25 protein-coding genes are annotated in these 23430 nt (G+C 64.3%); 13 read left to right on the top strand and 12 right to left on the bottom strand.

What is annotated here, in order from left to right:
* Positions 1 to 96: 96 nt before the first annotated feature.
* Together OXH74_RS08345 and OXH74_RS08340 are read right to left on the bottom strand one after the other, a co-directional pair.
* Positions 97 to 330 (bottom strand): DUF1161 domain-containing protein, encoded by a 234-nt coding sequence (locus OXH74_RS08345; protein ID WP_375740810.1) that lies wholly within the window; start codon positions 328 to 330, stop codon positions 97 to 99.
* Positions 331 to 388: 58 nt separating this feature from the next.
* Complete coding sequence (locus tag OXH74_RS08340; protein ID WP_375740809.1) at positions 389 to 1465, bottom strand: aminopeptidase; 1077 nt, start codon at positions 1463 to 1465, stop codon at positions 389 to 391.
* A gap of 51 nt (positions 1466 to 1516) precedes the next feature.
* Here OXH74_RS08340 and OXH74_RS08335 point away from each other — a divergent pair, with 51 nt between their 5' ends.
* Together OXH74_RS08335 and OXH74_RS08330 are read left to right on the top strand one after the other, a co-directional pair.
* On the top strand, positions 1517 to 1933 hold the full coding sequence (locus tag OXH74_RS08335; protein ID WP_375740808.1) for a hypothetical protein: 417 nt from the start codon (positions 1517 to 1519) through the stop codon (positions 1931 to 1933).
* Between the two features lie 52 nt (positions 1934 to 1985).
* Entirely contained in the window at positions 1986 to 2408 is a 423-nt protein-coding gene (locus OXH74_RS08330) for a hypothetical protein (RefSeq protein WP_375740807.1), read from the top strand.
* Positions 2409 to 2410: 2 nt separating this feature from the next.
* Here the strand turns inward: OXH74_RS08330 and OXH74_RS08325 are convergent, their stop codons facing one another.
* The 3 genes from OXH74_RS08325 to OXH74_RS08315 form a co-directional block, all read right to left on the bottom strand.
* Positions 2411 to 3409, bottom strand: coding sequence for an LLM class flavin-dependent oxidoreductase (locus tag OXH74_RS08325; RefSeq protein ID WP_375740806.1), 999 nt, complete (start codon positions 3407 to 3409; stop codon positions 2411 to 2413).
* A 252-nt stretch (positions 3410 to 3661) separates the two neighbouring features.
* Positions 3662 to 3877 (bottom strand): dodecin, encoded by a 216-nt coding sequence (locus OXH74_RS08320; protein WP_215375926.1) that lies wholly within the window; start codon positions 3875 to 3877, stop codon positions 3662 to 3664.
* A 216-nt stretch (positions 3878 to 4093) separates the two neighbouring features.
* Entirely contained in the window at positions 4094 to 4984 is an 891-nt protein-coding gene (locus OXH74_RS08315) for a LysR family transcriptional regulator (protein ID WP_375740805.1), read from the bottom strand.
* Between the two features lie 144 nt (positions 4985 to 5128).
* On the opposite strand from OXH74_RS08315, the gene trpB reads away from it, so the two are divergent.
* Together trpB and trpA are read left to right on the top strand one after the other, a co-directional pair.
* Positions 5129 to 6337, top strand: coding sequence for a tryptophan synthase subunit beta (gene trpB / locus OXH74_RS08310; protein ID WP_375740804.1), 1209 nt, complete (start codon positions 5129 to 5131; stop codon positions 6335 to 6337).
* Entirely contained in the window at positions 6334 to 7143 is an 810-nt protein-coding gene (gene trpA / locus OXH74_RS08305; RefSeq protein ID WP_375740803.1) for a tryptophan synthase subunit alpha, read from the top strand. Before trpB ends, trpA begins: the two co-directional genes overlap by 4 nt.
* 89 nt (positions 7144 to 7232) lie before the next feature.
* Here the strand turns inward: trpA and OXH74_RS08300 are convergent, their stop codons facing one another.
* Both OXH74_RS08300 and OXH74_RS08295 read right to left on the bottom strand, forming a co-directional pair.
* Entirely contained in the window at positions 7233 to 7601 is a 369-nt protein-coding gene (locus tag OXH74_RS08300; protein ID WP_375740802.1) for a DOPA 4,5-dioxygenase family protein, read from the bottom strand.
* Entirely contained in the window at positions 7598 to 8551 is a 954-nt protein-coding gene (locus OXH74_RS08295; protein WP_375740801.1) for a choline sulfate utilization transcriptional regulator, read from the bottom strand. The genes OXH74_RS08300 and OXH74_RS08295 overlap by 4 nt, the downstream gene beginning before the upstream one ends.
* A gap of 111 nt (positions 8552 to 8662) precedes the next feature.
* On the opposite strand from OXH74_RS08295, the gene betC reads away from it, so the two are divergent.
* The 3 genes from betC to OXH74_RS08280 all read left to right on the top strand — a co-directional run bounded on the left by betC (position 8663) and on the right by OXH74_RS08280 (position 12920).
* Positions 8663 to 10168: a choline-sulfatase gene (gene betC / locus OXH74_RS08290; protein ID WP_375740800.1), complete on the top strand. Its 1506-nt coding sequence runs from the start codon at positions 8663 to 8665 to the stop codon at positions 10166 to 10168.
* Positions 10169 to 10282: 114 nt separating this feature from the next.
* Positions 10283 to 11209 carry a choline ABC transporter substrate-binding protein gene (gene choX / locus OXH74_RS08285; protein ID WP_215375893.1) on the top strand — a complete coding sequence of 309 codons (927 nt, stop codon included), beginning with the start codon at positions 10283 to 10285 and terminating at the stop codon, positions 11207 to 11209.
* Between the two features lie 151 nt (positions 11210 to 11360).
* A complete protein-coding gene (locus tag OXH74_RS08280; protein ID WP_375740799.1) occupies positions 11361 to 12920 on the top strand; it encodes a SulP family inorganic anion transporter in 1560 nt (519 codons plus the stop codon).
* A gap of 120 nt (positions 12921 to 13040) precedes the next feature.
* On the opposite strand, the gene aroE is transcribed toward OXH74_RS08280, so the two are convergent.
* Together aroE and hemF are read right to left on the bottom strand one after the other, a co-directional pair.
* Complete coding sequence (gene aroE, locus OXH74_RS08275; protein WP_375740798.1) at positions 13041 to 13865, bottom strand: shikimate dehydrogenase; 825 nt, start codon at positions 13863 to 13865, stop codon at positions 13041 to 13043.
* A complete protein-coding gene (gene hemF, locus OXH74_RS08270; RefSeq protein ID WP_375740797.1) occupies positions 13865 to 14785 on the bottom strand; it encodes an oxygen-dependent coproporphyrinogen oxidase in 921 nt (306 codons plus the stop codon). The genes aroE and hemF overlap by 1 nt, the downstream gene beginning before the upstream one ends.
* 133 nt (positions 14786 to 14918) lie before the next feature.
* Between hemF and OXH74_RS08265 the strand changes: the two genes are divergently transcribed.
* Positions 14919 to 15896: an NADPH:quinone reductase gene (locus OXH74_RS08265; protein ID WP_375740796.1), complete on the top strand. Its 978-nt coding sequence runs from the start codon at positions 14919 to 14921 to the stop codon at positions 15894 to 15896.
* A 10-nt stretch (positions 15897 to 15906) separates the two neighbouring features.
* Here OXH74_RS08265 and OXH74_RS08260 read toward each other — a convergent pair whose 3' ends face one another.
* From OXH74_RS08260 to OXH74_RS08250, 3 genes are all read right to left on the bottom strand, one after another.
* Positions 15907 to 16464 carry an L-threonylcarbamoyladenylate synthase gene (locus OXH74_RS08260; RefSeq protein WP_375740795.1) on the bottom strand — a complete coding sequence of 186 codons (558 nt, stop codon included), beginning with the start codon at positions 16462 to 16464 and terminating at the stop codon, positions 15907 to 15909.
* Between the two features lie 40 nt (positions 16465 to 16504).
* Positions 16505 to 17599 carry a DNA-processing protein DprA gene (dprA, locus tag OXH74_RS08255; protein ID WP_375740794.1) on the bottom strand — a complete coding sequence of 365 codons (1095 nt, stop codon included), beginning with the start codon at positions 17597 to 17599 and terminating at the stop codon, positions 16505 to 16507.
* Between the two features lie 85 nt (positions 17600 to 17684).
* A complete protein-coding gene (locus tag OXH74_RS08250) occupies positions 17685 to 18710 on the bottom strand; it encodes a LysM peptidoglycan-binding domain-containing protein (RefSeq protein ID WP_215375868.1) in 1026 nt (341 codons plus the stop codon).
* 142 nt (positions 18711 to 18852) lie between these two features.
* On the opposite strand from OXH74_RS08250, the gene def reads away from it, so the two are divergent.
* From def to OXH74_RS08225, 5 genes are read left to right on the top strand one after another with little or no spacing between them, the layout of a single operon-like run.
* Positions 18853 to 19359, top strand: coding sequence for a peptide deformylase (gene def, locus OXH74_RS08245; RefSeq protein ID WP_375740793.1), 507 nt, complete (start codon positions 18853 to 18855; stop codon positions 19357 to 19359).
* A gap of 55 nt (positions 19360 to 19414) precedes the next feature.
* Positions 19415 to 20365, top strand: a complete 951-nt coding sequence (gene fmt, locus OXH74_RS08240; protein WP_375740792.1) for a methionyl-tRNA formyltransferase — start codon at positions 19415 to 19417, stop codon at positions 20363 to 20365.
* Entirely contained in the window at positions 20362 to 21675 is a 1314-nt protein-coding gene (gene rsmB / locus OXH74_RS08235) for a 16S rRNA (cytosine(967)-C(5))-methyltransferase RsmB (RefSeq protein ID WP_375740791.1), read from the top strand. The genes fmt and rsmB overlap by 4 nt, the downstream gene beginning before the upstream one ends.
* An 11-nt stretch (positions 21676 to 21686) precedes the next feature.
* A complete protein-coding gene (trkA, locus tag OXH74_RS08230) occupies positions 21687 to 23060 on the top strand; it encodes a Trk system potassium transporter TrkA (RefSeq protein WP_375740790.1) in 1374 nt (457 codons plus the stop codon).
* A 10-nt stretch (positions 23061 to 23070) separates the two neighbouring features.
* On the top strand, positions 23071 to 23385 hold the full coding sequence (locus tag OXH74_RS08225) for a tetratricopeptide repeat protein (protein ID WP_375740789.1): 315 nt from the start codon (positions 23071 to 23073) through the stop codon (positions 23383 to 23385).
* Positions 23386 to 23430 lie beyond the last annotated feature (45 nt).

Here is a 23430-nt window from a genome sequence, read left to right as displayed (position 1 = left end):
TGGAACTACCTGGGCCTTGATTGTGGGGGACGCTTCGTGTCCCTTTGCGAATAAATTCGCCCCCACAGCGTTCGCGACCCATGGACCGGGCGAGGCTCAGCCGCCGTTGCGCTGGTAAATGATCTTCTTGGTGCCGTACTCGCACGAACCGACCACCATGCTTTGGTCCTTCACCTCGTCGTTCGGTACGATTTCCAAGGTGTAGCTGGTGACGCCAGCGGCCTGGATCTTCACCTCGATTTCCTTCTTCAGCTCCTCGCATGGCTTGGGTGCGGCCCAGGCGGTGCTGGCCAGCATACCCAGCAACATGATGACCCCGATTTTCTTCATTGCCGACTCCTTTTCCTTGGGAACCTGACCATTCGACTGACGGCCCAGTCTCCATGTTCTAGCGTTTTGCTATCAGGCTTTCCAGTGCCTTTGAACGTTCTGCGGTCGACAACCGCCCCAGGAGCCCCGCCCGCTCGTAGAACGCGGACCAGTCGCCTTCCACTTCGCGGAACAGCGCCGCAAAGGCCGGCACCCAATGGTCATAAAGTCCGAATGGCAGCAGCTTGGCGTTGTTCATCGGGCCCTCGACCCAGCTGTCGTAAGGGCCGACACCGCCCCACTCAGCATCGCGCAGAGCGCGATAGTCGCGGCGCAAACGTTCGAATTCGGCCTGTTTGGCCTGGCGCATGGCCTCGGCGGGCAAATCGCGAGCATAGAGCTGTTCCAGGCGCACACGGGAAGCCATTACCAACTCAACGAAAGCATCGCCGCGTTGCCGCCGCAAGTCATCCTTGGGCGGCAAGCCGCGGCTGGCACGCCACTGGCGCAGGCCCTCGCGCTCCACGAAGCTGGCGAAGGACTCGTTGAACGCGGTGTCGTCCGGCACATAAAGGCGCTGGTGGGCCAACTCATGGAAGATCAGCGCGGCAAGGCGATCGTCATCCCAGCGCAGCATGCTGCTGAGGATCGGATCCTCGAACCAGCCGAGCGTGGAATACGCCTCGACACCGCCGACCCAGGTATCCAGCCCCTCTTGCTTGAGCAGCGCAGCGGCGCCCCGTGCTCGCCCCAGCTCGTAGAAGCCGCGATACGCCACGCACCCGGCGATCGGGAAGCAGTGATTTTGCGACTCCAGGGAGAACTCCGGTGTGGCGAACAGGTTCCAGACCACATAAGGTCTGTGGATATCCGCGTATACGCGGTAACTGCCATTGTCCGGCAGGGCCAGTTGCGCACTGGCGAAGGTCCGCGCCTCCTGCGCCAGAGCCAGGCGACGCTGGAGTGTGGGGTCCTGGGCCGGATCGGCAAGCAACTCGTTCACCGGCTGGCGCGCGCGCAACAGTTCGAATTGCCCCCGGGCCAGGTGGCCATAGTAGTCGAGGCTCGAACAGCCGCTCAGCAGCCAGGCCGCCAACACGGGAACCCAGGGACGACGTATGCGGTCGAGAAGGACGATAAGAAGAGAGGGCAGCATGCCGAGACACTAGCGCATAAGCCCAATAACCCGCCATTACCGGAGTCCATCATGCGCCGCCTATTCATCTGCCTGTCTCTGTTGAACCTGGGCGCCTGCTCGCTGATCATGCCGAGCCCCGATCCGAACCAGGCCTGGGTCGCACTCGTGTATCAGGATGACCAGACGCTGAAGGCCAATCGCGTGGACGAAAAACCGCTGGAAGACGACCGTTACTTTCAGGTCATGCCAGGGCGACACGAATTGGAAGTCCGTCTCAAGTTCCCCGTCGGGGGCCAGGACATCGGTCCGGATCACCAAGGCTATCTCCGCACCTGTCTGCTGAAGCTGTCCTATGGAGACTTCGCCGCGGGCGAGCGCTATCAATTGGAGGCGGGCGCCATCGGCTTCCGCCCCTGGGCCAGGCTCTACGACGAGCAACACAACGAGGTTGCGCGGGCCCGGGAAAGCCGCTGCGGCGATGTCTGAAACCTCTGCCATGGGTTTATGCTGAGCGCATCGAACCTTGGAGGACTCCGCCATGCGCACGCTGTTGGCCCTCATGCTGCTGGCCAGCCTGACCGCCTGCGCCAGCCAGTTGCCCGAGCCTGACCCGCGAATGGCTTGGGTAGAAGTGACCCCCGAACCCGGCGACACATTGATGGCCCACCGCCTGGATGGCAAACGCTGGAATGACGGCCGCTACTTCCAGGTCCTGCCCGGCAAGCACGAGTTGGAAGTCCGCTACCAGTTCGAGGTCGGGGGCGGGGGCGGAATGCTTTCCACCTCCGAGCCTTTCCAGATCACCTGCTACCTGGAATTCCGTTACGACGGCTTCAGTGCTGGCCAGCGCTACCGCCTGGAGGCCCGCAACGCTGCCAACCAGCCAATGGCCTGGCTGTATGGCGAGAACCGCCAGGTCCTGGCCCGCAACGAACGCATGCCACGCTGCGGACCCTTCTGAGGTCAGCCGCGCAAACCCGCGAGGATGTCGAACGCGCGCAGACGAAGCTCGTGCTGGTAGAGATCGCAGGTGAAGATCAGCTCGTCGGCGTCGGTCTGGTCGAGCAATACCTGCAGCCGTGCCCGGATCTTCTCCGGCCCACCCACCATGGACAACGCCAGGAAACTGCCCACCGCCTCCTTCTCATGGGGCAGCCAGCGCCCTGCCATGCTCTCCACCGGGGGACGCAACACCAGGCTTTCGCCACGGATCAGCGCCAGCACCCGCTGATAGACAGTGGTGGCGAGGAATTCCGCCTCTTCGTCGGTCGGCGCCGCCACCAGCGGGACGCCGAGCATTACGTAGGGCTTGTCGAGCACCGCCGAGGGACGGAAATGATTGCGGTAGACGCGAATCGCCTCGTGCATGTAGCGCGGTGCGAAGTGCGAGGCGAAGGCATAGGGCAGGCCTTTTTGCCCGGCGAGCTGGGCACTGAACAAGCTCGAGCCGAGCAGCCAGATCGGCACACGGGTATCCGTGCCCGGCATGGCGATGACCTTCTGCCCTGGCTGGCGCGGGCCGAGCAGCATTTCCAGTTCCTCGACGTCCTGCGGGAAATCATCCGCATCACCCAAGCGATCACGACGCAAGGCGCGGGCGGTGAGGTGGTCGGCACCGGGCGCGCGGCCCAGACCCAGTTCGATGCGCCCCGGATAGAGGCTGGCGAGGGTGCCGAACTGTTCGGCGATCACCAGCGGCGCATGGTTGGGCAGCATGATCCCGCCGGAGCCCAGGCGCAGGGTCGAGGTTCCGCTGGCCAGGTAGCCGAGCAATACGGCAGTGGCCGAGCTGGCGATGCCGTCCATGTTGTGGTGCTCGGCGACCCAGAAACGCGAGAAACCCAGCCTTTCGACGTGCTGCGCCAACGCCAGGGAGTTGTGCAGGGCCTGCGTAGCACCGCCGTGGTCGCGGATCGGTGCCAGGTCAAGGACGGAAAGGGGCAGTTTGGAAAGGGCAGTCATGTCAGTAAGACCCGTTTCAGGGGACAGGCGGCACACGCATATCCGAGTGAATTGCTGGGTCTTACTCTAGGGAATGCCGATCGTGCCGGCTAGACGGCAGGTTTCGAAAACCAGGAAACCGCCTGGCAAGGATTGGCCTGCCAGATACACGTAGCCCAGACTTCAGCGCGGGAAGGGTGCGGCTCCCCAGATTGAGGTCCGGGCTACGGCTGACCAATCAGCCCGTAGGCTGCACGTGCCTTGGAGCGGCTGCTAGCTATCGCTGACCTTGAAACCGATCTTCAGCGTGACCTGATAGTGGCCAACGCGACCGTTCTCGATATGCCCGCGGGTATCCACCACTTCGAACCATTCCATGTTGCGGACCGACTTGGAGGCCTCGGCCAGGGCATTGTTGATCGCCTCATCGGTGCTGTTGCGCGACGACCCGATGATCTCGATCTTCTTGTACGTGTGGTGATCAGACATGGCGCATCTCCTTTGGCAGGCGCGGGTAACAAACCGTTGAAAAGCGTAGGCGAGGCAGGCAAGACAAGCCAAAAAACGGCCGAAAACGCAGTTTACGTGCTGTAAATGAGCATTTTGAGACGCCGCGTCCCGGGCCGGTTGAGCGCAGTATTGCCAACGCAGGTAGTTTTTCAACGGCCTGGTAGGTGTCTTCACCAAGGCTAGACAAGAATCCGGCTATCGGCCTGCCAACTCATTGCGCAACCAATGGGCAAGGCGTTCGGCGCGACGATCGAGCTGGCGTGCCGGCACCCAGAGTGCCAGGCGAGCCGGCGTCTCGACGAAGCCCCAGGGTGCCACCAAGCGTCCCGAGACCAGTTCGTCGGCAACCAATTGCTGCGGCGCAATGGCCACCCCGAGGCCCGCGACCGCGGCCTCCAGCAGGTAATAGAGATGCTCGAAACCTTGCCCCAGACGAAGCTGCTCTGCCATCAGGCCCTGGGCTCGCGCCCATTGCGGCCAAGCCTGGGGCCGCGACACCGTGTGCAGCAGGGCGTCCTCCAGCAATGCTGCCGGCTGGGCGTTGGCCAGCGCATCGTGGCGGGCATAGCGCGGGCTGAGGACCGGGCCGATGCGCTCGATTGCCAGCTCGAACACCCGCATGTCCGCTGGCCAGGGTGGTTCGGCGAAGCAGAGGGTGGCATCGACGCCAGGACGGCGCGGGTCCAGCTCGCCTTCGCTGGCCGAAAGCTGCAGGCGCAGTTCAGGCAACTCGCGGTTGAGGCGATCCAGGCGCGGGATGAACCAGCGCGCCAACAAGCTGCCGGGGCAACCGAGCACGAAAGGGGCATCCTCGCTGCGCCGCTGCAGGTCGGCGCACACATCGCGCAGGCGGTCGAAGGCTTCGCCCGAAGCATCCCGCAGGCGCTGGCCGGCATCCGTGAGTTTTACGCCACGCCCCTCCTTGCTGAACAGCGCCACGCCGAGCTGTTCTTCCAGCAGGCGCACCTGACGGCTTACGGCGCCATGGGTCACATGTAGTTCATCCGCAGCGCGGCTGATGCTCTGCAGGCGTGCGGCGGCCTCGAAGGCGCGCAGGGCATTCAGCGGAGGCAGGTCTCGGCTCATGATGATCTGTGAGTTTTATTGACAGGTAAAGGCAATCTAATCGCTTTTCCGGCGCCCTGCCAGGGGTAGAATGGCCCCATCACCCACTTCCCCCTCCCCTCCGGCCCCTCTCGGGGGAGAGGGGAGCAAGAGCAGGAGCACACCATGACTTCATTGCGCACCGGCCCAGACAACAAGGGCCTGTTCGGCGCCTTCGGCGGACAGTACGTCGCCGAAACCCTGATGCCGCTGATCCACGACCTGGCCCGCGAGTACGAAAAGGCCAAGATTGACCCGGAATTCCAGAAAGAGCTGGCCTACTTCCAACGCGATTACGTCGGCCGCCCGAGCCCGCTGTACTTCGCCGAACGCCTGACCGAGCACTGCGGCGGCGCGAAGATCTACCTCAAGCGCGAAGAGCTGAACCACACCGGCGCGCACAAGATCAACAACTGCATCGGCCAGATCCTCCTGGCCCGGCGCATGGGCAAGAAGCGCATCATCGCCGAGACCGGTGCCGGCATGCACGGCGTGGCCACCGCCACCGTGGCTGCCCGCTTCGGCCTGCAATGCGTGATCTACATGGGCACCACCGACATCGACCGCCAGCAGGCCAACGTCTTCCGCATGAAGCTGCTCGGTGCCGAAGTGATTCCGGTTACCGCCGGCACCGGCACCCTGAAGGACGCGATGAACGAAGCCCTGCGCGACTGGGTGACCAACGTCGACACCACTTTCTACCTGATCGGCACCGTTGCCGGTCCGCACCCCTATCCGGCCATGGTCCGCGACTTCCAGGCCGTGATCGGCAAGGAAACCCGCGAGCAACTCGCCGAGAAGGAAGGCCGCCTGCCCGACTCGCTGATCGCCTGCATTGGCGGTGGCTCCAACGCCATGGGTCTGTTCCACCCCTTCCTCGATGACCAGAGCGTGAAGATCATCGGCGTCGAAGCGGCCGGCCACGGCATCGAAACCGGCAAGCACGCAGCCAGCCTGAATGGCGGTGTACCCGGCGTACTGCACGGTAACCGCACCTTCCTGCTGCAGGACGAAGACGGCCAGATCATCGACGCCCACTCGATTTCGGCCGGCCTCGACTACCCAGGCATCGGCCCGGAACACGCCTGGTTGCACGATATCGGCCGCGTCGAATACACCTCGATCACCGACCACGAAGCACTCGAAGCCTTCCACCTGTGCTGCCGTCTGGAAGGCATCATCCCGGCGCTGGAAAGCTCCCACGCCCTGGCCGAAGTGTTCAAGCGCGCGCCGAACCTGCCGAAGGACCACATCATGGTGGTCAACCTCTCCGGCCGCGGTGACAAGGACATGCAGACCGTAATGCACCACATGCAACAGGAGCACAAGGCATGAGCCGCCTGCAGACTCGCTTTGCCCAACTGAAAGAGCAGAACCGCGCGGCGCTGGTGACCTTCGTCACCGCCGGCGACCCGAGCTACGACGCCTCCCTGGCCATCCTCAAGGGCCTGCCGGGCGCTGGCGCCGACGTCATCGAACTGGGCATGCCCTTTACCGACCCGATGGCTGACGGCCCGTCGATCCAGTTGGCCAACATCCGCGCCCTGGCCGGCAAGCAGAACCTGGCCAAGACGCTGCAGATGGTCCGCGAATTCCGCGAAGGCAACCAGGACACTCCGCTGGTACTGATGGGCTACTTCAACCCAATCCACTATTACGGCGTGGCGCGCTTCATAAGTGACGCCAAGGAAGCCGGCGTGGACGGTCTGATCGTGGTCGACTTGCCGCCGGAGCACAACGAAGACCTTTGCCAACCGGCCCAGGCCGCCGGCATCGACTTCATCCGCCTGACCACCCCGACCACCGACGATAACCGCCTGCCCACGGTGCTCGCGGGCAGCTCCGGCTTCGTCTACTACGTTTCGGTGGCCGGCGTGACCGGCGCGGGTTCGGCTACCCTGGAGCACGTCCAGGAAGCCGTCACCCGCCTGCGCCGCCACACCCAGCTGCCAGTGTGCATCGGCTTCGGCATCCGCACCGCCGAACACGCGGCCAGCGTCGCGCGCCTGGCCGATGGCGTGGTGGTGGGTTCGGCGCTGGTGGACCAGATCGCCAAGGCCGATAGCCCGGAGCAGGCCGTCGACGGTGTGCTCAACCTCTGCAAGACCCTCGCTGAAGGCGTCCGCGGCGCTCGCGCCTGACGTCATTCCGAACCGTAGGAGCGAGCTTGCTCGCAAAGCCTTGCACGGGCCATTCGCGGGCAAGCTCGCTCCTACGGTGTTTTTCTCGCCTACAGGTCGTATTCCACCGCCCCATCCGACAAATCGGACAGGTCCAGCGGCCGCACGGCGCCCATCCATAGGGGGTAGTCGCGGTGGTCGCGCAGGTCGCTGCCGGTAATGGGGTGCACCAGCACCACCAGGCCATTGCGGTGCAGTGCCAGCCAGGGGATCACCTCGCCAAAGAGCTCCGGCTTGAAGGCCAGCTGACAGCTCCAGTCCGGGTGTGGGCCAACCGGCTTCTCGTGCACGCGGCCCATCTTCAGCGGGAACAGGCGCGCCGCTTCTTCGCACAGGGTGCGGGCTTGCTCGAGGGTCTCGGCATTGAAGTAGACATGGGCGTGATAGCCCTTGATGCGGGGAGCGGGAGCCTGACTCATATTGCGATGCCTTCCGATTGCGTGATCAGCTGCCCCTGCCGGGCTTCATCGCCCAGCTCCCGTTGCAGCCAGTCGACGAACGAATCCACCAGCCGTACGCGCCGCTTGCGCGCTGGCTGGACCACGTAATAGCCAAATTCCGAGGTGACGCTGCCGTCGATCAGCCGTGTCAGCAGGCCCTGCTCGATCAACTCGTCCACCAGGTAGCGCCAACCGATGGCCACACCCTGACCGGCGATCGCAGCCTGGATCAGCAGAGTGTAATTGTCGAAGCGCAGCAGCCCCGACGCGGGCGGCTGGACAATGCCCAGGGCACGGAACAGCGCGTTCCAGTCAAACCAGCGGGTGCGTACCTCAGGCTTCAGGTGCAACAGTGGCAGGTCCGCTAACGCGCTCACTGGCAGCGGCGCCTCGCGCCCAACCAACAGACGCGGGCTGCAGATCGGGAAGACCTCCTCGCGAAACAGCAAGAGCGCGTCGCCGTGCTTGAAGCGGCCGTCGCCGAAGGCGATGGCGACATCGATCTCCGAACGCAGCATGTTCATCGTGCGGTCGCTGGTCACCAGGCTCACGTCGATGTCCGGGTTCGCCTCGTGGAAGCGGTGCAAACGTGGCATCAGCCAGTACGCGGCGAAGGCGAAGTCGGTGGCGACCTGCAGCACCTCGTGCTGTGGGCGCGAACCAATGGCTTCGAGGCCGGCACTGATTGCATGCAGGCCCTCCTGCACGTGGCCGAACAGCAGACGACCGCTGTCGGTCAGCTCGATGCCGCGGTAAACGCGGTCGAATAGGCGCGTCGCCAGTTGCTTCTCCAGGCGCTGGATCTGCTGGCTGACCGCCGGCTGCGTGGTGCCAAGTTCCACCGCAGCGGCGGTGAAGCTGAGGTGGCGCGCAGCGGATTCGAAAACCCGCAGCAGGTCGAGGGACAGCTCAGGATTCAGTTCTGCCATAACGCTTGCTTATCCGAGTCATGTTTAACCGTGCGGTTTACCCAGAAACAACTGAGCAGGATGATCGCCCCCAGCACTTTCGCATAATTCGACCGAATGGATAAGCGAACGATGAAACGCCCGAACATCCTCTTCATCATGGCCGACCAGATGGCCGCGCCAATGCTGCCCTTCTACAACCAATCGCCGATCAAGATGCCGCACCTGAGCCGTCTGGCGGCCGAGGGCGTGGTCTTCGAATCGGCCTACTGCAACAGCCCGCTCTGCGCGCCCTCGCGCTTCACCCTGGTCAGCGGCCAGCTACCGTCTAAGATCGGCGCGTTTGACAACGCCGCCGACTTCCCTGCCGATGTGCCGACCTACGCCCATTATCTGCGACGCCTGGGCTATCGGACTGCGCTGTCCGGCAAGATGCACTTCTGTGGCCCGGACCAGCTGCACGGCTACGAGGACCGCCTGACCAGCGATATCTACCCGGCCGACTATGGCTGGGCGGTGAACTGGGACGAGCCGGACGTACGCCCGAGCTGGTACCACAACATGTCTTCGGTACTGCAGGCCGGCCCCTGCGTGCGCACCAACCAACTGGATTTCGACGAGGAAGTGGTGTTCAAGGCGCGGCAGTATCTCTACGACCACGTCCGCGAGCAGGATGGGCAACCCTTCTGCCTGACCGTGTCGCTGACCCACCCACACGACCCGTACACCATCCCCGAGGAATACTGGAACCGTTACCGTGAGGAAGACATCGAGCTCCCGCGCGTGCAGTTCCCCGACGCTGACCAGGACCCGCACTCCCAACGTCTGCTGAAGGTAATCGACCTGTGGGGCAAGCCGCTGCCCCAGCACAAGATCCGCGATGCCCGACGCGCCTATTTCGGCGCCTGCAGTTACGTCGACGATCAAGTCGGCGCGTTGCTCAAGACGCTCAAGGATTGCGGCCTGGCCGAGGACACCGTAATCGTGTTCTCCGGCGACCATGGCGACATGCTTGGCGAGCGTGGCCTCTGGTTCAAAATGCACTGGTTCGAGATGGCTGCGCGAGTGCCGCTGCTGGTCCATGCGCCTGCTCGCTTCAAGGCCGCTCGGGTGAGCCAGTCGGTCTCCACCCTCGACCTCTTACCGACCCTGGTGGAATTGGCTGGTGGCTCTCTGGAGCCGAGCCTGTCGCTGGATGGCCGCTCGCTGCTGCCGCACCTGCAAGGCGAGGGCGGACACGACGAGGTGCTGGGCGAATACATGGCCGAGGGTACGACCAGCCCGCTGATGATGATTCGTCGTGGCCCTTACAAATTCATCTACTCCGAGCAGGACCCCTGCCTGTTGTTCGACCTGGAGAACGACCCGCAGGAACTGGAAAACCTGGCTGGATCGCAGGACCACCAGGCGCTGCTGGCGGCCTTCGTCGAAGAGGCCCGTACACGCTGGGACATTCCGGCAATTCACCAGGCTACCCTGGCCAGCCAACGCCGCCGCCGCTTCGTTGCAGATGCCTTGCAACGCGGCAAGCTGAAAAGCTGGGACCACCAACCCTGGGTCGATGCCAGTCAGCAGTACATGCGCAACCATATCGACCTCGACGACCTGGAGCGTCGAGCGCGTTATCCACAGCCCTAAAGAGCTTGTAGGAGCCAGGGGCACGCCGAGTTCTTGCTGGCGAAGCGGCTATGTCCCTTCGCGAGCAAGCCCGCTCCTACGGAAGAACAGCCAGAAATAGCGAGGAACGAAGGCATGAAGACGATCAATGCGGTGCTTGCCGGCAGCCTGTTGCTGTCGGGCGTGGTGTTCAATGCCCAGGCCGAGGACGCCAGCTGCGCGACGGTAAAACTGGGCGATCCGGGCTGGAGCGATATCGCCGTAACCAATGGCGTGGCGCGTATCCTGCTCGACGGGCTGGGCTACCGGACCGAGACACCGACCCTGGCGGTGCCAATCATCTTCGCTGGCCTGCACAAGGGTCAGATCGATGCCTTCCTCGGCAACTGGATGCCGGCCCAGCAAAGCAACTACGACAAGTTCGTCGCCGCCGGCAGCGTAGACAAACTGGCGCAGAACCTCAGCGGCACTGAGTACACCCTTGCTGTACCAACCTATGCCTATGAAGCGGGGGTGAAGACCTTCGCCGACCTGCAGAAATTCGCTGAGAAATTCGACAAGAAGCTCTACGGCATTGGCTCCGGTGCGCCCGCCAACGAGTCGATCCGCAAGATGATCGAGACCAACGAGTTCGGCCTGGGTGGCTGGAAGCTGGTGGAATCGAGCGAACAGGCGATGTTGGTGCAGGTGGGCCGGGCGGTAAAGCGCGAGCAGTTCGTGGTGTTCCTCGGCTGGACCCCGCATCCGATGAACGTGCAATACGACATGAAATACCTCAAGGGCGGCGAGAAGTACTTCGGTGAAAGCGGCAGCGTGAACACCCTGGCGCGCAAGGGCTACGCCCAGCAGTGCCCGAACGTCGGCAAGCTGTTGGCCAACCTGCAGTTCACCCAGGACATGGAGAACGCCATCATGAACCAGGTGCTGAACGAGAACGCCAACAACGAAGCAGCGATCAAGGCTTGGCTCAAGGCCAATCCAGCGGTGGTCGAAGGCTGGCTTCAAGGCGTCACGACCCGTGAAGGCGGCGATGCCCGCGCTGCAGTCCTGGCTAAGCTCTGACCCTGGCCGGTTGCACAAACCCTGTGGGGGCGAATTCATTCGCTAAGGGCTGCGAAGCAGCCCCCATGGGCGTCCAATGGCAGGCCTGCAGCCTGCACCGCGAATGAATTCGCCCCCACAAGAACACCCCGGCAGCCACTCCGAGTCGCCCATGCGTCCATCCGATTTCTTCCCCTTCCTGCGCTGGCTACCGAGCACGACGTATCGCGGCCTCGGCCGCGATGCGCTGGTGGGGCTGACCGGCGCCATCCTCGCGTTGCCACAATCCATCGCCTACGCGCTGATCGCAGGAATGCCGGCGGAGTACGGTTTGTACGCGGCGGTGGTGCCGGTGATCGTCGCCTGCCTCTGGGGCTCGTCCCGGCACTTGATCGGCGGCCCCACGGCGGCCATTTCGGTGGTGCTATTCACCAGTGTCAGCCCGCTAGCCTTGCCCGGCAGCGGTGACTACATCGGCCTGGTGCTACTGCTGACCTTCCTTGCCGGCGCCTTCCAATGGCTGCTCGGTGCGCTGCGTTTCGGCAGCCTGGCCAATTTCGTCTCACAATCGGTAGTACTTGGTTTCACCCTCGGTGCAGCCTTGGTGATCGCCCTCGGTCAGGTGCCCAACCTGCTCGGCCTGGCCAACCTGGAAGGGCGTGCCACCGCGTTGCAAAGCACTCAGCAACTCGCCGGGCATCTGGGTGAGATGCATTGGCCATCGCTGCTGGTGGCTGCCGTGACCCTGGCGGTCGCGGTGCTGGTGCGCAGCCTTTGGCCACGACTGCCGGCGCTGTTGATCGCCATTGCCGGCGCCAGCCTGCTGGTCGTCCTGCTGCCCGGTACCTTTGGCAGGGTCGCGCTGGTGCCGCCCTTCATCGGCAGCCTGCCGCCCCTGGCGAACCTGCAGCTGGACTTCGAAGACCTGCTGCGGCTATTGCCCTCGGCCGTGGCCTGCGGCCTACTCGGCCTGGTTACCAGTCTGTCGATTGCCCGCGCCCTGGCCAGGCAGTCCGGACAGGCGCTCGACGCCAATCTGGAAACTCGCAGCCAAGGGCTGTCGAACCTGGTCGGCGCCTGGTTCTCCGGCTACCTCTCGGCGGGCTCCTTCACCCGCTCGGCGCTGAACCTGCAAACCGGCGCCACCTCACCGCTCGCCGGGGTGTTCTCCGCGATATGGGTGGCCCTGTTCGCACTGCTGGGCGCGCACCTGATCGCACACATTCCGCTGCCGGCGATGGCCGCGAGCATCCTGCTGATCTGCTGGGGCCTAGTGGATATCCGCGGTATTCGACAGCTCTGGCGGGTCAGCCGATCGGAGTTCATGGTGATGACACTGACCTGCACCGCGACCCTGCTGCTGGAGCTGCAAACGGCCATCTACGCCGGCGTGCTGGCCTCGCTGTTCTTCTACCTCAAGCGCACTTCGCAACCCCGCGTGATGCAGGCGCGGGAAGGTGAAGAGGAGGTGCTGCGCATCGAGGGTTCGATCTTCTTCGGCGCCTGCCCGCACCTGCAGCGGCTGATCCAGCGCAGCCAGGCCGCGCGCCTGGTGCTGGACGCGCATCATGTGAACTTCATCGACTACGCAGGGGTGAGCCTGCTGCATGACGAAGCACGTCGACTGGGTGGAGAAGGGCGCAGTCTGGTGCTGCGCCGCGCCAGGCCCCAGGTTGAGCGAGAGCTACGAAAGCTGGACGACTCCCGCAGCGGCCTGGTGATCGAGGAGTAGGGCGGGGCCAAAGCCTGTAGGTTGAGTTGAGCTCGAAGAAGCCCAACGAGCCGGCACTCAACCCAACCCGTGGGTTTCGCAGGCTAAGACCCGCGCGGCCCGCACCAACCTACAAGAGACTCAGCCCAGTGCTAGCTGCCGGCGCAGCTCGGCCAAGACCGGCGCACTGTTCGGCAGCACGCCGCGCCACAGCAGGAACGCTTCAGCGGCCTGCTCCACCAGCATCCCCAGACCGTCCAGGGTGCGCGCGGCGCCGTGCTCGGTGGCCCAGCGATTGAAGGCGGTAAGGTCCTTGCCGTACATCATGTCGTAGCAGACCGTGTGGCCCGGCAGGATCAGGCTCGGGGAGATGGGCGGCAGCTCGCCGGAAAGGCTGGCGGAGGTGCCGTTGATGATCAGGTCCACCGACTCTTCCAGCCAGTCGAAACCGCTGGCGGAAACCGGGCCCAGGTCGGCGAAGAGTTGCGCCAGGGTTTCGGCCTTTTCCACGGTGCGGTTAGCGATCACCAAGGCCGCTGGCTTCTCGGCGAGCAGCGGCTCCAGCACGCCGCGCACGGCGCCACCGGCGCCCAACAGTAGGATGCGTTTGCCGGCGAGCGATACACCGGCATTGCGCTTCAGGTCACCCACCAGACCGGCGCCATCGGTGTTGTCGCCGAGCAGGCTGCCATCGTCGAGTTTCTTCAGGGTGTTCACCGCGCCGGCGCGTTGTGCGCGCGCGCTGAGGCTGTCGGCCAACTGGTAGGCCTGCTCCTTGAACGGCACGGTGACGTTGCCACCCTTACCGGTCTGGAAGAATTGGCGGGCGCAGCCAGTGAAATCATCCAGTGGCGCAAGCACGGTTTCGTAGGTGAGCTGCTGACCAGTCTGCTCGGCGAACAAGCGGTGGATCAGCGGGGATTTGCTGTGGCCGATGGGGTTGCCGAAAACACAGTAGCGGTCCATCAGAGCCCTGCCTCCCCGAGCCAGTCGCGATTTTTGAGGAAGTACTCGGTGAGCCGCGCCTCTTCGCTGCCCGGTTCGGGCTTCCAGTCATATCCCCAGCGCACCATCGGCGGCAATGACATCAGGATGGACTCGGTACGTCCGCCCGATTGCAGGCCGAACAGGGTGCCGCGGTCAAAGACCAGGTTGAACTCCACGTAACGGCCACGGCGGTAGGCCTGGAATTCACGCTGCTGCTCGGTGAAGGGCTGGTTCTTGCGCTTCTGCAGGATCGGCAGGTAAGCCTCCAGGTAGGCATCTCCGATGGCCCGCGTGAACGCGAAGCTGGTGTCGAAATCCCACTGGTTGAGGTCGTCGAAGAAAAGGCCGCCGATGCCGCGCGGCTCGTTGCGGTGCTTGAGGTGGAAGTAGCGGTCGCACCATTCCTTGTAACGCGGATACACGTCGGCGCCGAAGGGGGCGCAGGCGTCACGGGCCACCTTGTGCCAATACACGCAGTCTTCTGCATTGGCGTAGTAGGGGGTCAGGTCGAAGCCACCACCAAACCACCAGACAGGCTCCTCGCCTTCCTTCTCGGCACAGAAGAAGCGCACGTTGGCGTGGGAGGTGGGCACGTGGGGGCTTTCCGGGTGGATTACCAAGGACACACCGAGCGCCTGGAAGCCACGTCCGGCCAGCTCGGGGCGATGGGCGCTGGCCGACGGCGGCAGGTTGGCGCCGAAGACATGGGAGAAGTTGACCCCGCCTTTTTCGATCACGGCGCCCTGTTCGATCACCCGCGTACGACCGCCGCCGCCCGCCGGGCGGGTCCAGGCGTCCTCGATAAACCCGGCGCTGCCATCCTCGGCCGCCAGGGCGTTGCAGATACGGTCTTGCAGATCGAGCAGGTAGGCCTTTACGGCCTCGATACGGTCAGTCACGGCGTCAACCCTGGAGCGGTGCGGGGGCAGAAAATGAGCGGGCAAGCATACCACTGCCGGGACCTGCGGGTGACTTGACGGGAGTCAAGGCGAAGCGTTGGATGGGAGCTTTTCAGACCAGGAGTCACCCGCGATGGCCAAGCGCATCCAATTCTCCGCCTATGGCGGTCCCGAAGTCCTCGAATATGCGGACTACGCACCCGCCGAACCCGGGCCGCAAGAAGTGCGCGTGCGAAACCGCGCCATCGGCCTGAACTTCATCGACACCTACTACCGCAGCGGCCTCTATCCCGCGCCCCATTTCCCCACCAGCCTGGGCACCGAAGGCGCCGGAGAAGTGGATGCGGTGGGCAGCGAGGTGACCCAGTTCAAGGTCGGCGACCGCGTCGCCTACGCGACCGGGCCGCTGGGCGCCTACAGCGAACTGCATGTGCTGCCAGCGGACAAGCTGGTGCGGCTGCCGGATAGCATCAGCTTCGAGCAGGCCGCAGCCGTCATGCTCAAGGGCCTGACGGTGCAATACCTGCTGCGCCAGACCTTCCCGCTGCAAGGCGGCGAGACCATTCTGTTCCACGCCGCGGCGGGCGGGGTTGGCCAGATCGCCTGCCAGTGGGCAAAGGCGCTGGGCGTGAAGCTGATCGGCACCGTCAGCTCGGAGGAGAAGGCCGAGCAAGCGAAAGCCAAGGGTGCCTGGGCGACCATCGATTACAGCCGTGAAAACGTGGTGCAGCGGGTACTGGAGCTTACCAGCGGAGCGAAATGCCCGGTGGTCTACGACTCGGTCGGCAAGGACACCTGGGAAACATCACTGGATTGCGTCGCGCCGCGAGGGCTTCTGGTGAGCTTCGGCAACGCATCCGGGCCCGTCGCCGGGGTCAACCTGGGCATCCTCGCGCAGAAGGGATCACTGTTCGTCACGCGCCCGACGCTGTTCGGCTACGCCAGCACACCAGAACGCCTGCAAGCCATGGCCGATGAGCTGTTCAGCCTGATCGCCGATGGCCGCATCAAGGTGGAAGTCAGCCAGCGCTTCGCCCTGGCCGATGCGGCCAAGGCCCACGCCGCCCTGGCGAGTCGCCAAACCACCGGCTCGACCGTGCTGATCCCGTAAGCGCTGATGGTTAGCTGGCGCGAATGACCTTGCCGCTGACCAGGTCGCGAATCGTGCTCGGATTACGGCGCCCGCCAAGGGCGCCGCCGAGCACGGCGTCGAGCTGGTCACCAAAGTACTGCTGGACACGCAAGCGCGAATAGGCCGCCGGCCGACCCGCCGGGTTGGCCGAGGTGGACACCAGCGGACCGGTGAGGGCGCAGAGGTCTCGCACCACCGGGTGGCCGCTGACCCGCAGGGCAACACTGTCGTGCTGCCCGGTAATCCACTCCGGCAGAAGGTTCTGGTGTGGCACCAGCCAAGTGTTAGGGCCGGGCCAGGTGCTTGCCATGCGGTCCAGCCAGGCTTCGGGCAGGTCTTCGAGAAGAAAGTCGAACTGACGGACGTTGTCCGCCACCAGGATCAGTCCCTTCTCCACCGGGCGCCCCTTGAGCGCCAGGAGGCGATACACCGCGTCCTCGTTCCAAGGGTCGCAGCCAAGGCCCCAGACCGCCTCAGTGGGATAGGCAATCACACCGCCCTGACGTACCACTCGTGCCACCTGTTGAACTCGCCAGTTACTGACCATCGTCGACTCCAGAACACCCGATGGGCGGAGTTTACAGGTCTCAGCCGGCTCGATGCACCCAGAGCCCGGCTTCCCGTGCCACGCGTCCTTGCAGCTCCAGTTCGGTGAGTTCGGCAAGCACCTGTGGCAACGCCCAGCCACTGACCACCGCAAGGCCCTCACTGCTGTAAGGCGCTGCGCAGAGTAAGGCGAGTAGAGGATGGTCGATCAGTTGCACCGCCGGACTGGAGGTCACCGGCGCGATTGCCTGCCAACCGCGCAGGGCCTCGAGAATGTCTTCGACCCGCTGCACCAGCGTGGCCCCTTCGCGGATCAGTTCATGGCAGCCCCGCGCGCCAGGATGGTGGATCGAGCCGGGAATCGCGTAGACCTCGCGCCCTTGTTCTACGGCCAGGCGGGCGGTGATCAATGAGCCACTGGACGGGCTGGCCTCCACCACCAGCACACCCAGGGACAATCCGCTGATGATGCGATTGCGCCTGGGAAAGTTGCTCGCCTGGGGCGCGCAGTCCAGCGGCAGCTCTGACACCAGAGCACCGCCCTCGGCGACGATGCGCGCGGCCAGTCCCTTGTGCCGATGCGGATAGACACGCTCAAGGCCTGTGCCGAGCACCGCCACGGTCCGCCCCTCCACATCCAGGGCGCCCTGATGTGCTGCGCCGTCGATGCCCAAGGCCAGGCCACTGGTGACCACGAACCCACCACCGGCCAGGCTTCTGGAAAACGACCGGGCCGTATCCAACCCGGCAGCCGAGGCTCGACGGCTGCCGACCATGGCCAATTGCGGCTGCTCCAGCAGCGCAGGGTCACCGGCGACGAAGAGCAGCGGCGGGGCGTTGACCAATTCGGCGAGCAGGGCGGGGTAGGCGGGGTCGCCCCAGCACAGCAGGTGATGCCCGCGCACCTCCAACCAGGCCAGGGCCGCAGCTGCACGCTCACGGACTTCCGGGCTGCGGCGCGGTTCGGCGCAGGCACTGGGCAAGCCCAGGGAACGCCAGGCAGCAGCCGGCGCGCTCAGGGCTGCCGAGGCGCTACCGAAGGCTTCAAGGAGGTGATGGAAACGGCGTGGGCCGAGTTCGGGAAGGCTGTGCAAACGCAGGCGAGCTTCCAGCTCGGCGGGCGGGAGAGAAGGCATGTCGATCGGTCCTTGATCGCACCGCGCAACGCGGCAGGACCGCCATCAATACAACAACCCCCCGCAGAGCGGGGGCTTGGAGGTGTTACGGGTTGTGTACCTTGTCCATCACTTCGAGAGGGCGGGTGGCCTGCAACATCAGACCGTAACTGAGCTTGTCGTAGGTGCGGAATACCATCAGCAGGCCGGCGCGCTCATCGGGGATCTTGATGTTTTCGCCGGTGATCCGGTCGCGCACCGTCTCGCCAGTCTTGAAGACAGCCAGGACGTTGCCTTCGGCCAAGCCATCGCGCTTACCCTTGTTGATGGTCACCACGTCAAACTGGCCAACTTGGGTCACGCCACGCGGTACGTCGAGGATCAGGCCGTCTATCTCGCTGGCCGGCTCGCTGGGCATGAAGGTGGAGTTCACCGCACGCTCTTCGCTGGGAAACAGGCGGTCGCCCAGGCGCACTTCCTGGGTCGAGCGGGTCAGTTCCATGGTGGCGATATCGCCTTCTTCGGCCACCACTTCACCGCCGCCGATATCATCGGCGTTGATGCCAAGGAACTCCTGCGTATTCGGGTCGAGGTAAGTCTTGCCCTGGCGGAAGATGCCGTAAGCCGGCTGTTCCTCGGAGAAGGCGCCACGGGCATAGACACGGTCGCCAGCGCCGCTGACCACGCGCTCGGCATTGCCGGCGACGATATAGGGCGCGCTGTCGAACTGCGCAGGGTCGTCGATGATGCGGTTGCTCAGCAGGAAGCTGTTGATGGCCTCCAGCGGAATGGTTGGGATCGCCTCGGCCATCGGCGTGCTGCGCACCGTCGGCGACAGCTTGATGGTGCCGCGGGACGCGCCTCGATTGAGCATCAGGCGCGGCTGGCCGTCGACGTAGACCAGGGTCAGCACATCGCCCGGATAGATCAGGTGCGGGTTTTCAATTTGCGGATTGGCGTGCCAAATTTCCGGCCACTTCCAGGGTTGGCGCAGGAACTTGCCGGAGATGTCCCAGAGCGTGTCGCCACGCACGACGGTATAACGCTCGGGGTGGCCGTCCTTGAGTTCCACCGCAGCTTGGGCCAAACCACTGGCTGCCAGCAGCAGCAGGGCGAGTAAAGATTTCCTCATGCGGTGAATCCCTTTATTATGTTGATTCACATGAAAAGCCCTGAAAGCCGCCCCAACCGGGCTCTACAGCCGCTTTTTCGATGCTGCTCATCATCTTAGCAGCGGATTTTTACTTTATTCTACAAGTGCATCACAAACGCATATGGCGATTCTGAACATTCTCGAATTCCCCGATCCGCGATTGCGCACCATCGCCAAACCGGTGGACGTGGTCGACGACTCCGTGCGCAAGCTGATCGACGACATGTTCGAAACCATGTACGCCGCACCGGGCATTGGCCTCGCCGCAACCCAGGTCAATGTGCATAAGCGCGTCGTGGTGATGGACCTTTCCGAGGACAAATCCGAACCGCGGGTGTTCATCAATCCCGAGTTCGAATCCCTCACCGAGGAGATGGACCAGTACCAGGAAGGCTGCCTCTCGGTACCGGGCTTCTACGAAAACGTCGACCGCCCACAAAAGGTCAAGATCAAAGCCATCGACCGCGATGGCCAGCCTTTTGAGCTGATCGCCGAGGGCCTGCTCGCCGTGTGCATCCAGCACGAGTGCGACCACCTCAACGGCAAACTGTTCGTCGACTATCTGTCGTCGCTCAAGCGCGACCGCATCAAGAAGAAACTGGAAAAGCAGCACCGCCTCCAGGCTTGATTCCCCCGATTCCAAAGGCTTGCCCCGGCAAGCCTTTTCTTTTAGTGAGCCCCGCATGAGCCAAGCATTGCGCCTCGTCTTCGCCGGCACCCCGGAGTTCGCCGCCGAACACCTCAAAGCCCTGTTGGATTCCCCCCACCAGATCATTGCCGTCTACACCCAGCCGGACCGCCCGGCAGGCCGTGGGCAGAAGCTGATGCCGAGCCCGGTCAAGCAACTCGCACTGGAACACGGCATCCCGGTCCTGCAACCCCCGACGCTGCGTGACCCGGCCGCCCAGGCTGAGCTGAAGGCGCTAGGTGCCGATCTGATGGTGGTGGTGGCCTACGGCCTGATCCTGCCTCAGGTGGTGCTGGACATGCCGCGCCTGGGCTGCATCAACAGCCATGCCTCGCTGCTGCCGCGCTGGCGCGGTGCGGCGCCGATCCAGCGCGCTGTACAAGCGGGTGATGCGGAGAGTGGCGTCACCGTGATGCAGATGGAAGCAGGGCTGGATACTGGCCCGATGCTGCTCAAGGTCACCACTCCGATCTCGGCCTCCGACACCGGCGGTAGCCTCCACGACCGCTTGGCCCAGCTGGGCCCGCAGGCCGTGCTGCAGGCCATCGACGGCCTGGCCGCCGGCACGCTCGAAGGGGAAGCCCAGGACGATACCCTGGCAACCTATGCACACAAGCTGAACAAGGACGAAGCCCGACTCGACTGGACTCTTCCAGCCAACGAGCTGGAACGCCTGGTGCGCGCCTTCAATCCCTGGCCGATCTGCCACAGCACACTGAACGGCGAACCACTCAAAGTGCTGGCTGCCGCCCTGGGCGAGGGCAATGGCCAGCCCGGGAAAATCCTCGCAACAAACAAGGACGGCCTGACCGTGGCCTGCGGCGACGGTGCCCTGCGCTTGACCCGACTGCAGCTGCCGGGTGGCAAGCCGTTGAACTTCGCTGACCTCTATAACAGCCGCCGCGAACAGTTCGCTGTGGGCACCGTGCTAGGCGCCTCGGCATGAACCCACGCCTCGCCGCCGCCCGCGCCCTGGCCGCAGTCCTCAGTGGCAAGGCCTCGCTGGGCGGCAGCCTGCCGCCACAGCTGGACAGGGTCGAGCCCCGTGACCGCGCCCTGGCGCAAGACCTCGCCTTTGGCGCCGCACGCTGGCAGCCCCGCCTTGCCGCGTTGGCCGAGCGTCTGTTGCAGAAGCCGTTCAAAGCTACCGACAAGGATGTGGAGGCCCTCCTCCTCGTCGGCCTTTATCAGCTGTTCTACACCCGCATTCCGGCCCATGCTGCCATCGGTGAAACTGTCGGCTGTGTCGACAAGCTGAAGAAACCCTGGGCCAAGGGCCTGCTCAATGCAGTGCTGCGCAACGCCCAGCGCCAGGGTGAAACGATCTTCGCGGAACTGGAGCGCGACCCGGCCGCCCGTACTGCGCACCCTCGCTGGCTGCAGAAGGCGCTCAAGGCCAACTGGCCGGAGCACTGGGAAGCGGTCTGCGCAGCGAACAACGCACATCCGCCGTTGATCTTGCGGGTCAATCGCCGTCATGGCAGCCGCGACGCATATCTTGCCGAACTGCAGCAGGTCGGCATCGCCGCCGAACCTTGCGCGTTCAGCCGCGACGGCATCCGCCTGCTGGAAGCGCAGGACGTGAAAACCCTCCCCGGCTTCGCCGAAGGCCGGGTCAGCGTGCAGGACGAGGCCGCGCAATTGGCCGCCGACCTACTTGAACTCGCCCCCGGCCAACGTGTGCTGGACGCCTGCTGCGCCCCCGGTGGCAAGACCTGTCACCTGCTGGAGGCCGAACCCGGCCTCGCCGAAGTGGTGGCTGTCGATCTGGAAGAAACCCGCCTTGCGCGCGTGCGCGAGAACTTGGCACGGTTGCAGCTACAGGCCACCCTGATCGCCGCCGATGGCCGCAATACCGGCGCCTGGTGGGATGGCAAGCCGTTCCAGCGCATCCTGCTCGATGCCCCCTGTTCGGCCACCGGCGTGATCCGCCGGCATCCGGACATCAAGCTGACCCGCAAGGCCGAGGACATCCCCGCACTCGCACAGTTGCAGGGCGAGCTTCTCGATGCACTCTGGCCGACCCTGGAAGTGGGTGGTGTGCTGGTCTACGCGACCTGCTCGACGTTGCCGCAGGAGAACAGCGACAACATCGCCGCCTTCCTCGCCCGCACACCCGGCGCCCGCGAGCTCGGCATCCACGGTCCCTACGGATTGAAACAACCCCATGGCCGCCAGCTGCTGGCGCAGGAAAACGGTCATGACGGGTTTTACTATGCCAAGCTGATCAAGATCGCCGCCTCCCCCCGCGGCTAACGGAGCACGCTGTGAAGATCATCATTCTCGGAGCTGGCCAGGTAGGCGGCACGCTGGCAGAACACCTCTCGGGCGAGGCGAACGACATTACCGTCGTCGACACCGACAGCGACCGCCTGCGCGACCTCGGCGATCGCCTGGACATCCGTACGGTCCAGGGCAAAGGATCGTTCCCGACTGTGCTACGCCAGGCAGGCGCCGATGACGCCGACATGCTGGTGGCGGTGACCAACAGCGACGAAGTGAACATGGTCGCCTGCCAGGTGGCCTACACCCTGTTCCACACCCCGACGCGAATTGCCCGCGTGCGTGAGGCTGCCTACCTGACCCGCGCCGGCCTCTTTGACAACGACGCGATTCCGGTGGATGTACTGATTAGCCCGGAGCAGGTGGTCACCAACTACATCAAGCGCCTGATCGAATACCCCGGCGCCCTGCAGGTGATCGACTTCGCCGAGGGCAAGGCCCAGTTGGTGGGCGTCAAGGCCTATTACGGCGGCCCGCTAGTGGGTCAGGAGTTGCGCCAGATCCGCGAGCACATGCCGAACGTGGACACCCGCGTGGCAGCTATCTTCCGTCGCAACCGGCCGATCCTGCCCAAGGGCGATACCGTGATCGAGGCCGATGACGAGGTATTCTTCATCGCCGCCAAGGCTCACATCCGTGCGGTGATGAGCGAACTGCGCCGCCTGGAAGACAGCTACAAGCGCGTGGTCATCGCCGGCGGTGGCCATATCGGTGAACGCCTGGCCGAGGCTATCGAAAGCCGCTACCAGGTGAAGATAATCGAGATGAACCCAGCGCGCTGCCGGCACCTCTCGGAGACCCTGGACAGCACCGTCGTCCTTCAGGGTAGCGCCTCCGACCGCGACCTGCTGGTGGAGGAGAACATCAATGACGCGGACATCTTCCTTGCCCTGACCAACGACGACGAGGCCAACATCATGTCCTCGCTGCTGGCCAAGCGCCTGGGCGCGCGCAAGGTGATGACCATCATCAACAACCCGGCCTATGTGGACTTGGTGCAGGGCGGCGACATCGACATCGCCATCAGCCCGCAGCTGGCCACCATCGGCACCCTGTTGACCCACGTGCGCCGCGGCGACATCGTCAGTGTCCACTCCCTGCGCCGCGGTGCGGCCGAGGCCATCGAAGCCATCGCTCACGGTGACGCGAAGTCGAGCAAGGTGGTGGGCAAGATGATCGAGGACATCGCCCTGCCGCCGGGCACCACCATCGGCGCCATCATCCGCGACGAGGAAGTGCTGATCGCCCACGACGATACGGTGATCGAGTCCGGCGACCACGTGATCCTGTTCCTTGTGGACAAGAAGTACATCCGCGATGCTGAGCGCCTGTTCCAGGTCGGCCTGACCTTCTTCTGAGGCAACGAGCATGCTCGAAGGACTGGAAAAGATGCTGGCCAAGGGCGTGGACAACGCCCTCTTGCGTTTCGGCCTCGGCAAGGGGTACCTCGACCTGGGCAACGCCGCCCTGGCCGTGGAGCATCTGCGCCGCTGCGTGGAGCAGGACCCGAAGTACTCCGCTGCGTGGAAACTGCTCGGCAAGGCCCTGGAAATCCAGGGTGAACATGACTCCGCCCGCGCGGCATGGACGCAGGGCCTGGAGGCCGCCCGCGCCCACGGCGACAAGCAGGCGGAGAAGGAGATGACGGTGTTCCTCAAGCGGCTGGACCGCCAACAGCACTGAATGGCATTGCATCTCCCTGTAGGAGCCAGCTTGCTGGCGAAGAGC

Origin of the sequence: Metapseudomonas boanensis (assembly GCF_042232855.1) — a bacterium.
In the GTDB taxonomy this organism is placed as follows: domain Bacteria; phylum Pseudomonadota; class Gammaproteobacteria; order Pseudomonadales; family Pseudomonadaceae; genus Metapseudomonas; species Metapseudomonas boanensis.
Note: the sequence above shows the minus strand (reverse complement) of the source record. Positions and strands in the feature narration are given on the sequence as shown.

Coding starts and splice junctions, on each gene's coding strand:
- OXH74_RS08345 (WP_375740810.1), bottom strand. CDS start 330: ATGAAGAAAATCGGGGTCATCATGTTGCTGGGTATGCTGGCCAGCACC.
- OXH74_RS08340 (WP_375740809.1), bottom strand. CDS start 1,465: ATGCTGCCCTCTCTTCTTATCGTCCTTCTCGACCGCATACGTCGTCCC.
- OXH74_RS08335 (WP_375740808.1), top strand. CDS start 1,517: ATGCGCCGCCTATTCATCTGCCTGTCTCTGTTGAACCTGGGCGCCTGC.
- OXH74_RS08330 (WP_375740807.1), top strand. CDS start 1,986: ATGCGCACGCTGTTGGCCCTCATGCTGCTGGCCAGCCTGACCGCCTGC.
- OXH74_RS08325 (WP_375740806.1), bottom strand. CDS start 3,409: ATGACTGCCCTTTCCAAACTGCCCCTTTCCGTCCTTGACCTGGCACCG.
- OXH74_RS08320 (WP_215375926.1), bottom strand. CDS start 3,877: ATGTCTGATCACCACACGTACAAGAAGATCGAGATCATCGGGTCGTCG.
- OXH74_RS08315 (WP_375740805.1), bottom strand. CDS start 4,984: ATGAGCCGAGACCTGCCTCCGCTGAATGCCCTGCGCGCCTTCGAGGCC.
- trpB (WP_375740804.1), top strand. CDS start 5,129: ATGACTTCATTGCGCACCGGCCCAGACAACAAGGGCCTGTTCGGCGCC.
- trpA (WP_375740803.1), top strand. CDS start 6,334: ATGAGCCGCCTGCAGACTCGCTTTGCCCAACTGAAAGAGCAGAACCGC.
- OXH74_RS08300 (WP_375740802.1), bottom strand. CDS start 7,601: ATGAGTCAGGCTCCCGCTCCCCGCATCAAGGGCTATCACGCCCATGTC.
- OXH74_RS08295 (WP_375740801.1), bottom strand. CDS start 8,551: ATGGCAGAACTGAATCCTGAGCTGTCCCTCGACCTGCTGCGGGTTTTC.
- betC (WP_375740800.1), top strand. CDS start 8,663: ATGAAACGCCCGAACATCCTCTTCATCATGGCCGACCAGATGGCCGCG.
- choX (WP_215375893.1), top strand. CDS start 10,283: ATGAAGACGATCAATGCGGTGCTTGCCGGCAGCCTGTTGCTGTCGGGC.
- OXH74_RS08280 (WP_375740799.1), top strand. CDS start 11,361: ATGCGTCCATCCGATTTCTTCCCCTTCCTGCGCTGGCTACCGAGCACG.
- aroE (WP_375740798.1), bottom strand. CDS start 13,865: ATGGACCGCTACTGTGTTTTCGGCAACCCCATCGGCCACAGCAAATCC.
- OXH74_RS08265 (WP_375740796.1), top strand. CDS start 14,919: ATGGCCAAGCGCATCCAATTCTCCGCCTATGGCGGTCCCGAAGTCCTC.
- OXH74_RS08260 (WP_375740795.1), bottom strand. CDS start 16,464: ATGGTCAGTAACTGGCGAGTTCAACAGGTGGCACGAGTGGTACGTCAG.
- dprA (WP_375740794.1), bottom strand. CDS start 17,599: ATGCCTTCTCTCCCGCCCGCCGAGCTGGAAGCTCGCCTGCGTTTGCAC.
- OXH74_RS08250 (WP_215375868.1), bottom strand. CDS start 18,710: ATGAGGAAATCTTTACTCGCCCTGCTGCTGCTGGCAGCCAGTGGTTTG.
- def (WP_375740793.1), top strand. CDS start 18,853: ATGGCGATTCTGAACATTCTCGAATTCCCCGATCCGCGATTGCGCACC.
- fmt (WP_375740792.1), top strand. CDS start 19,415: ATGAGCCAAGCATTGCGCCTCGTCTTCGCCGGCACCCCGGAGTTCGCC.
- rsmB (WP_375740791.1), top strand. CDS start 20,362: ATGAACCCACGCCTCGCCGCCGCCCGCGCCCTGGCCGCAGTCCTCAGT.
- OXH74_RS08225 (WP_375740789.1), top strand. CDS start 23,071: ATGCTCGAAGGACTGGAAAAGATGCTGGCCAAGGGCGTGGACAACGCC.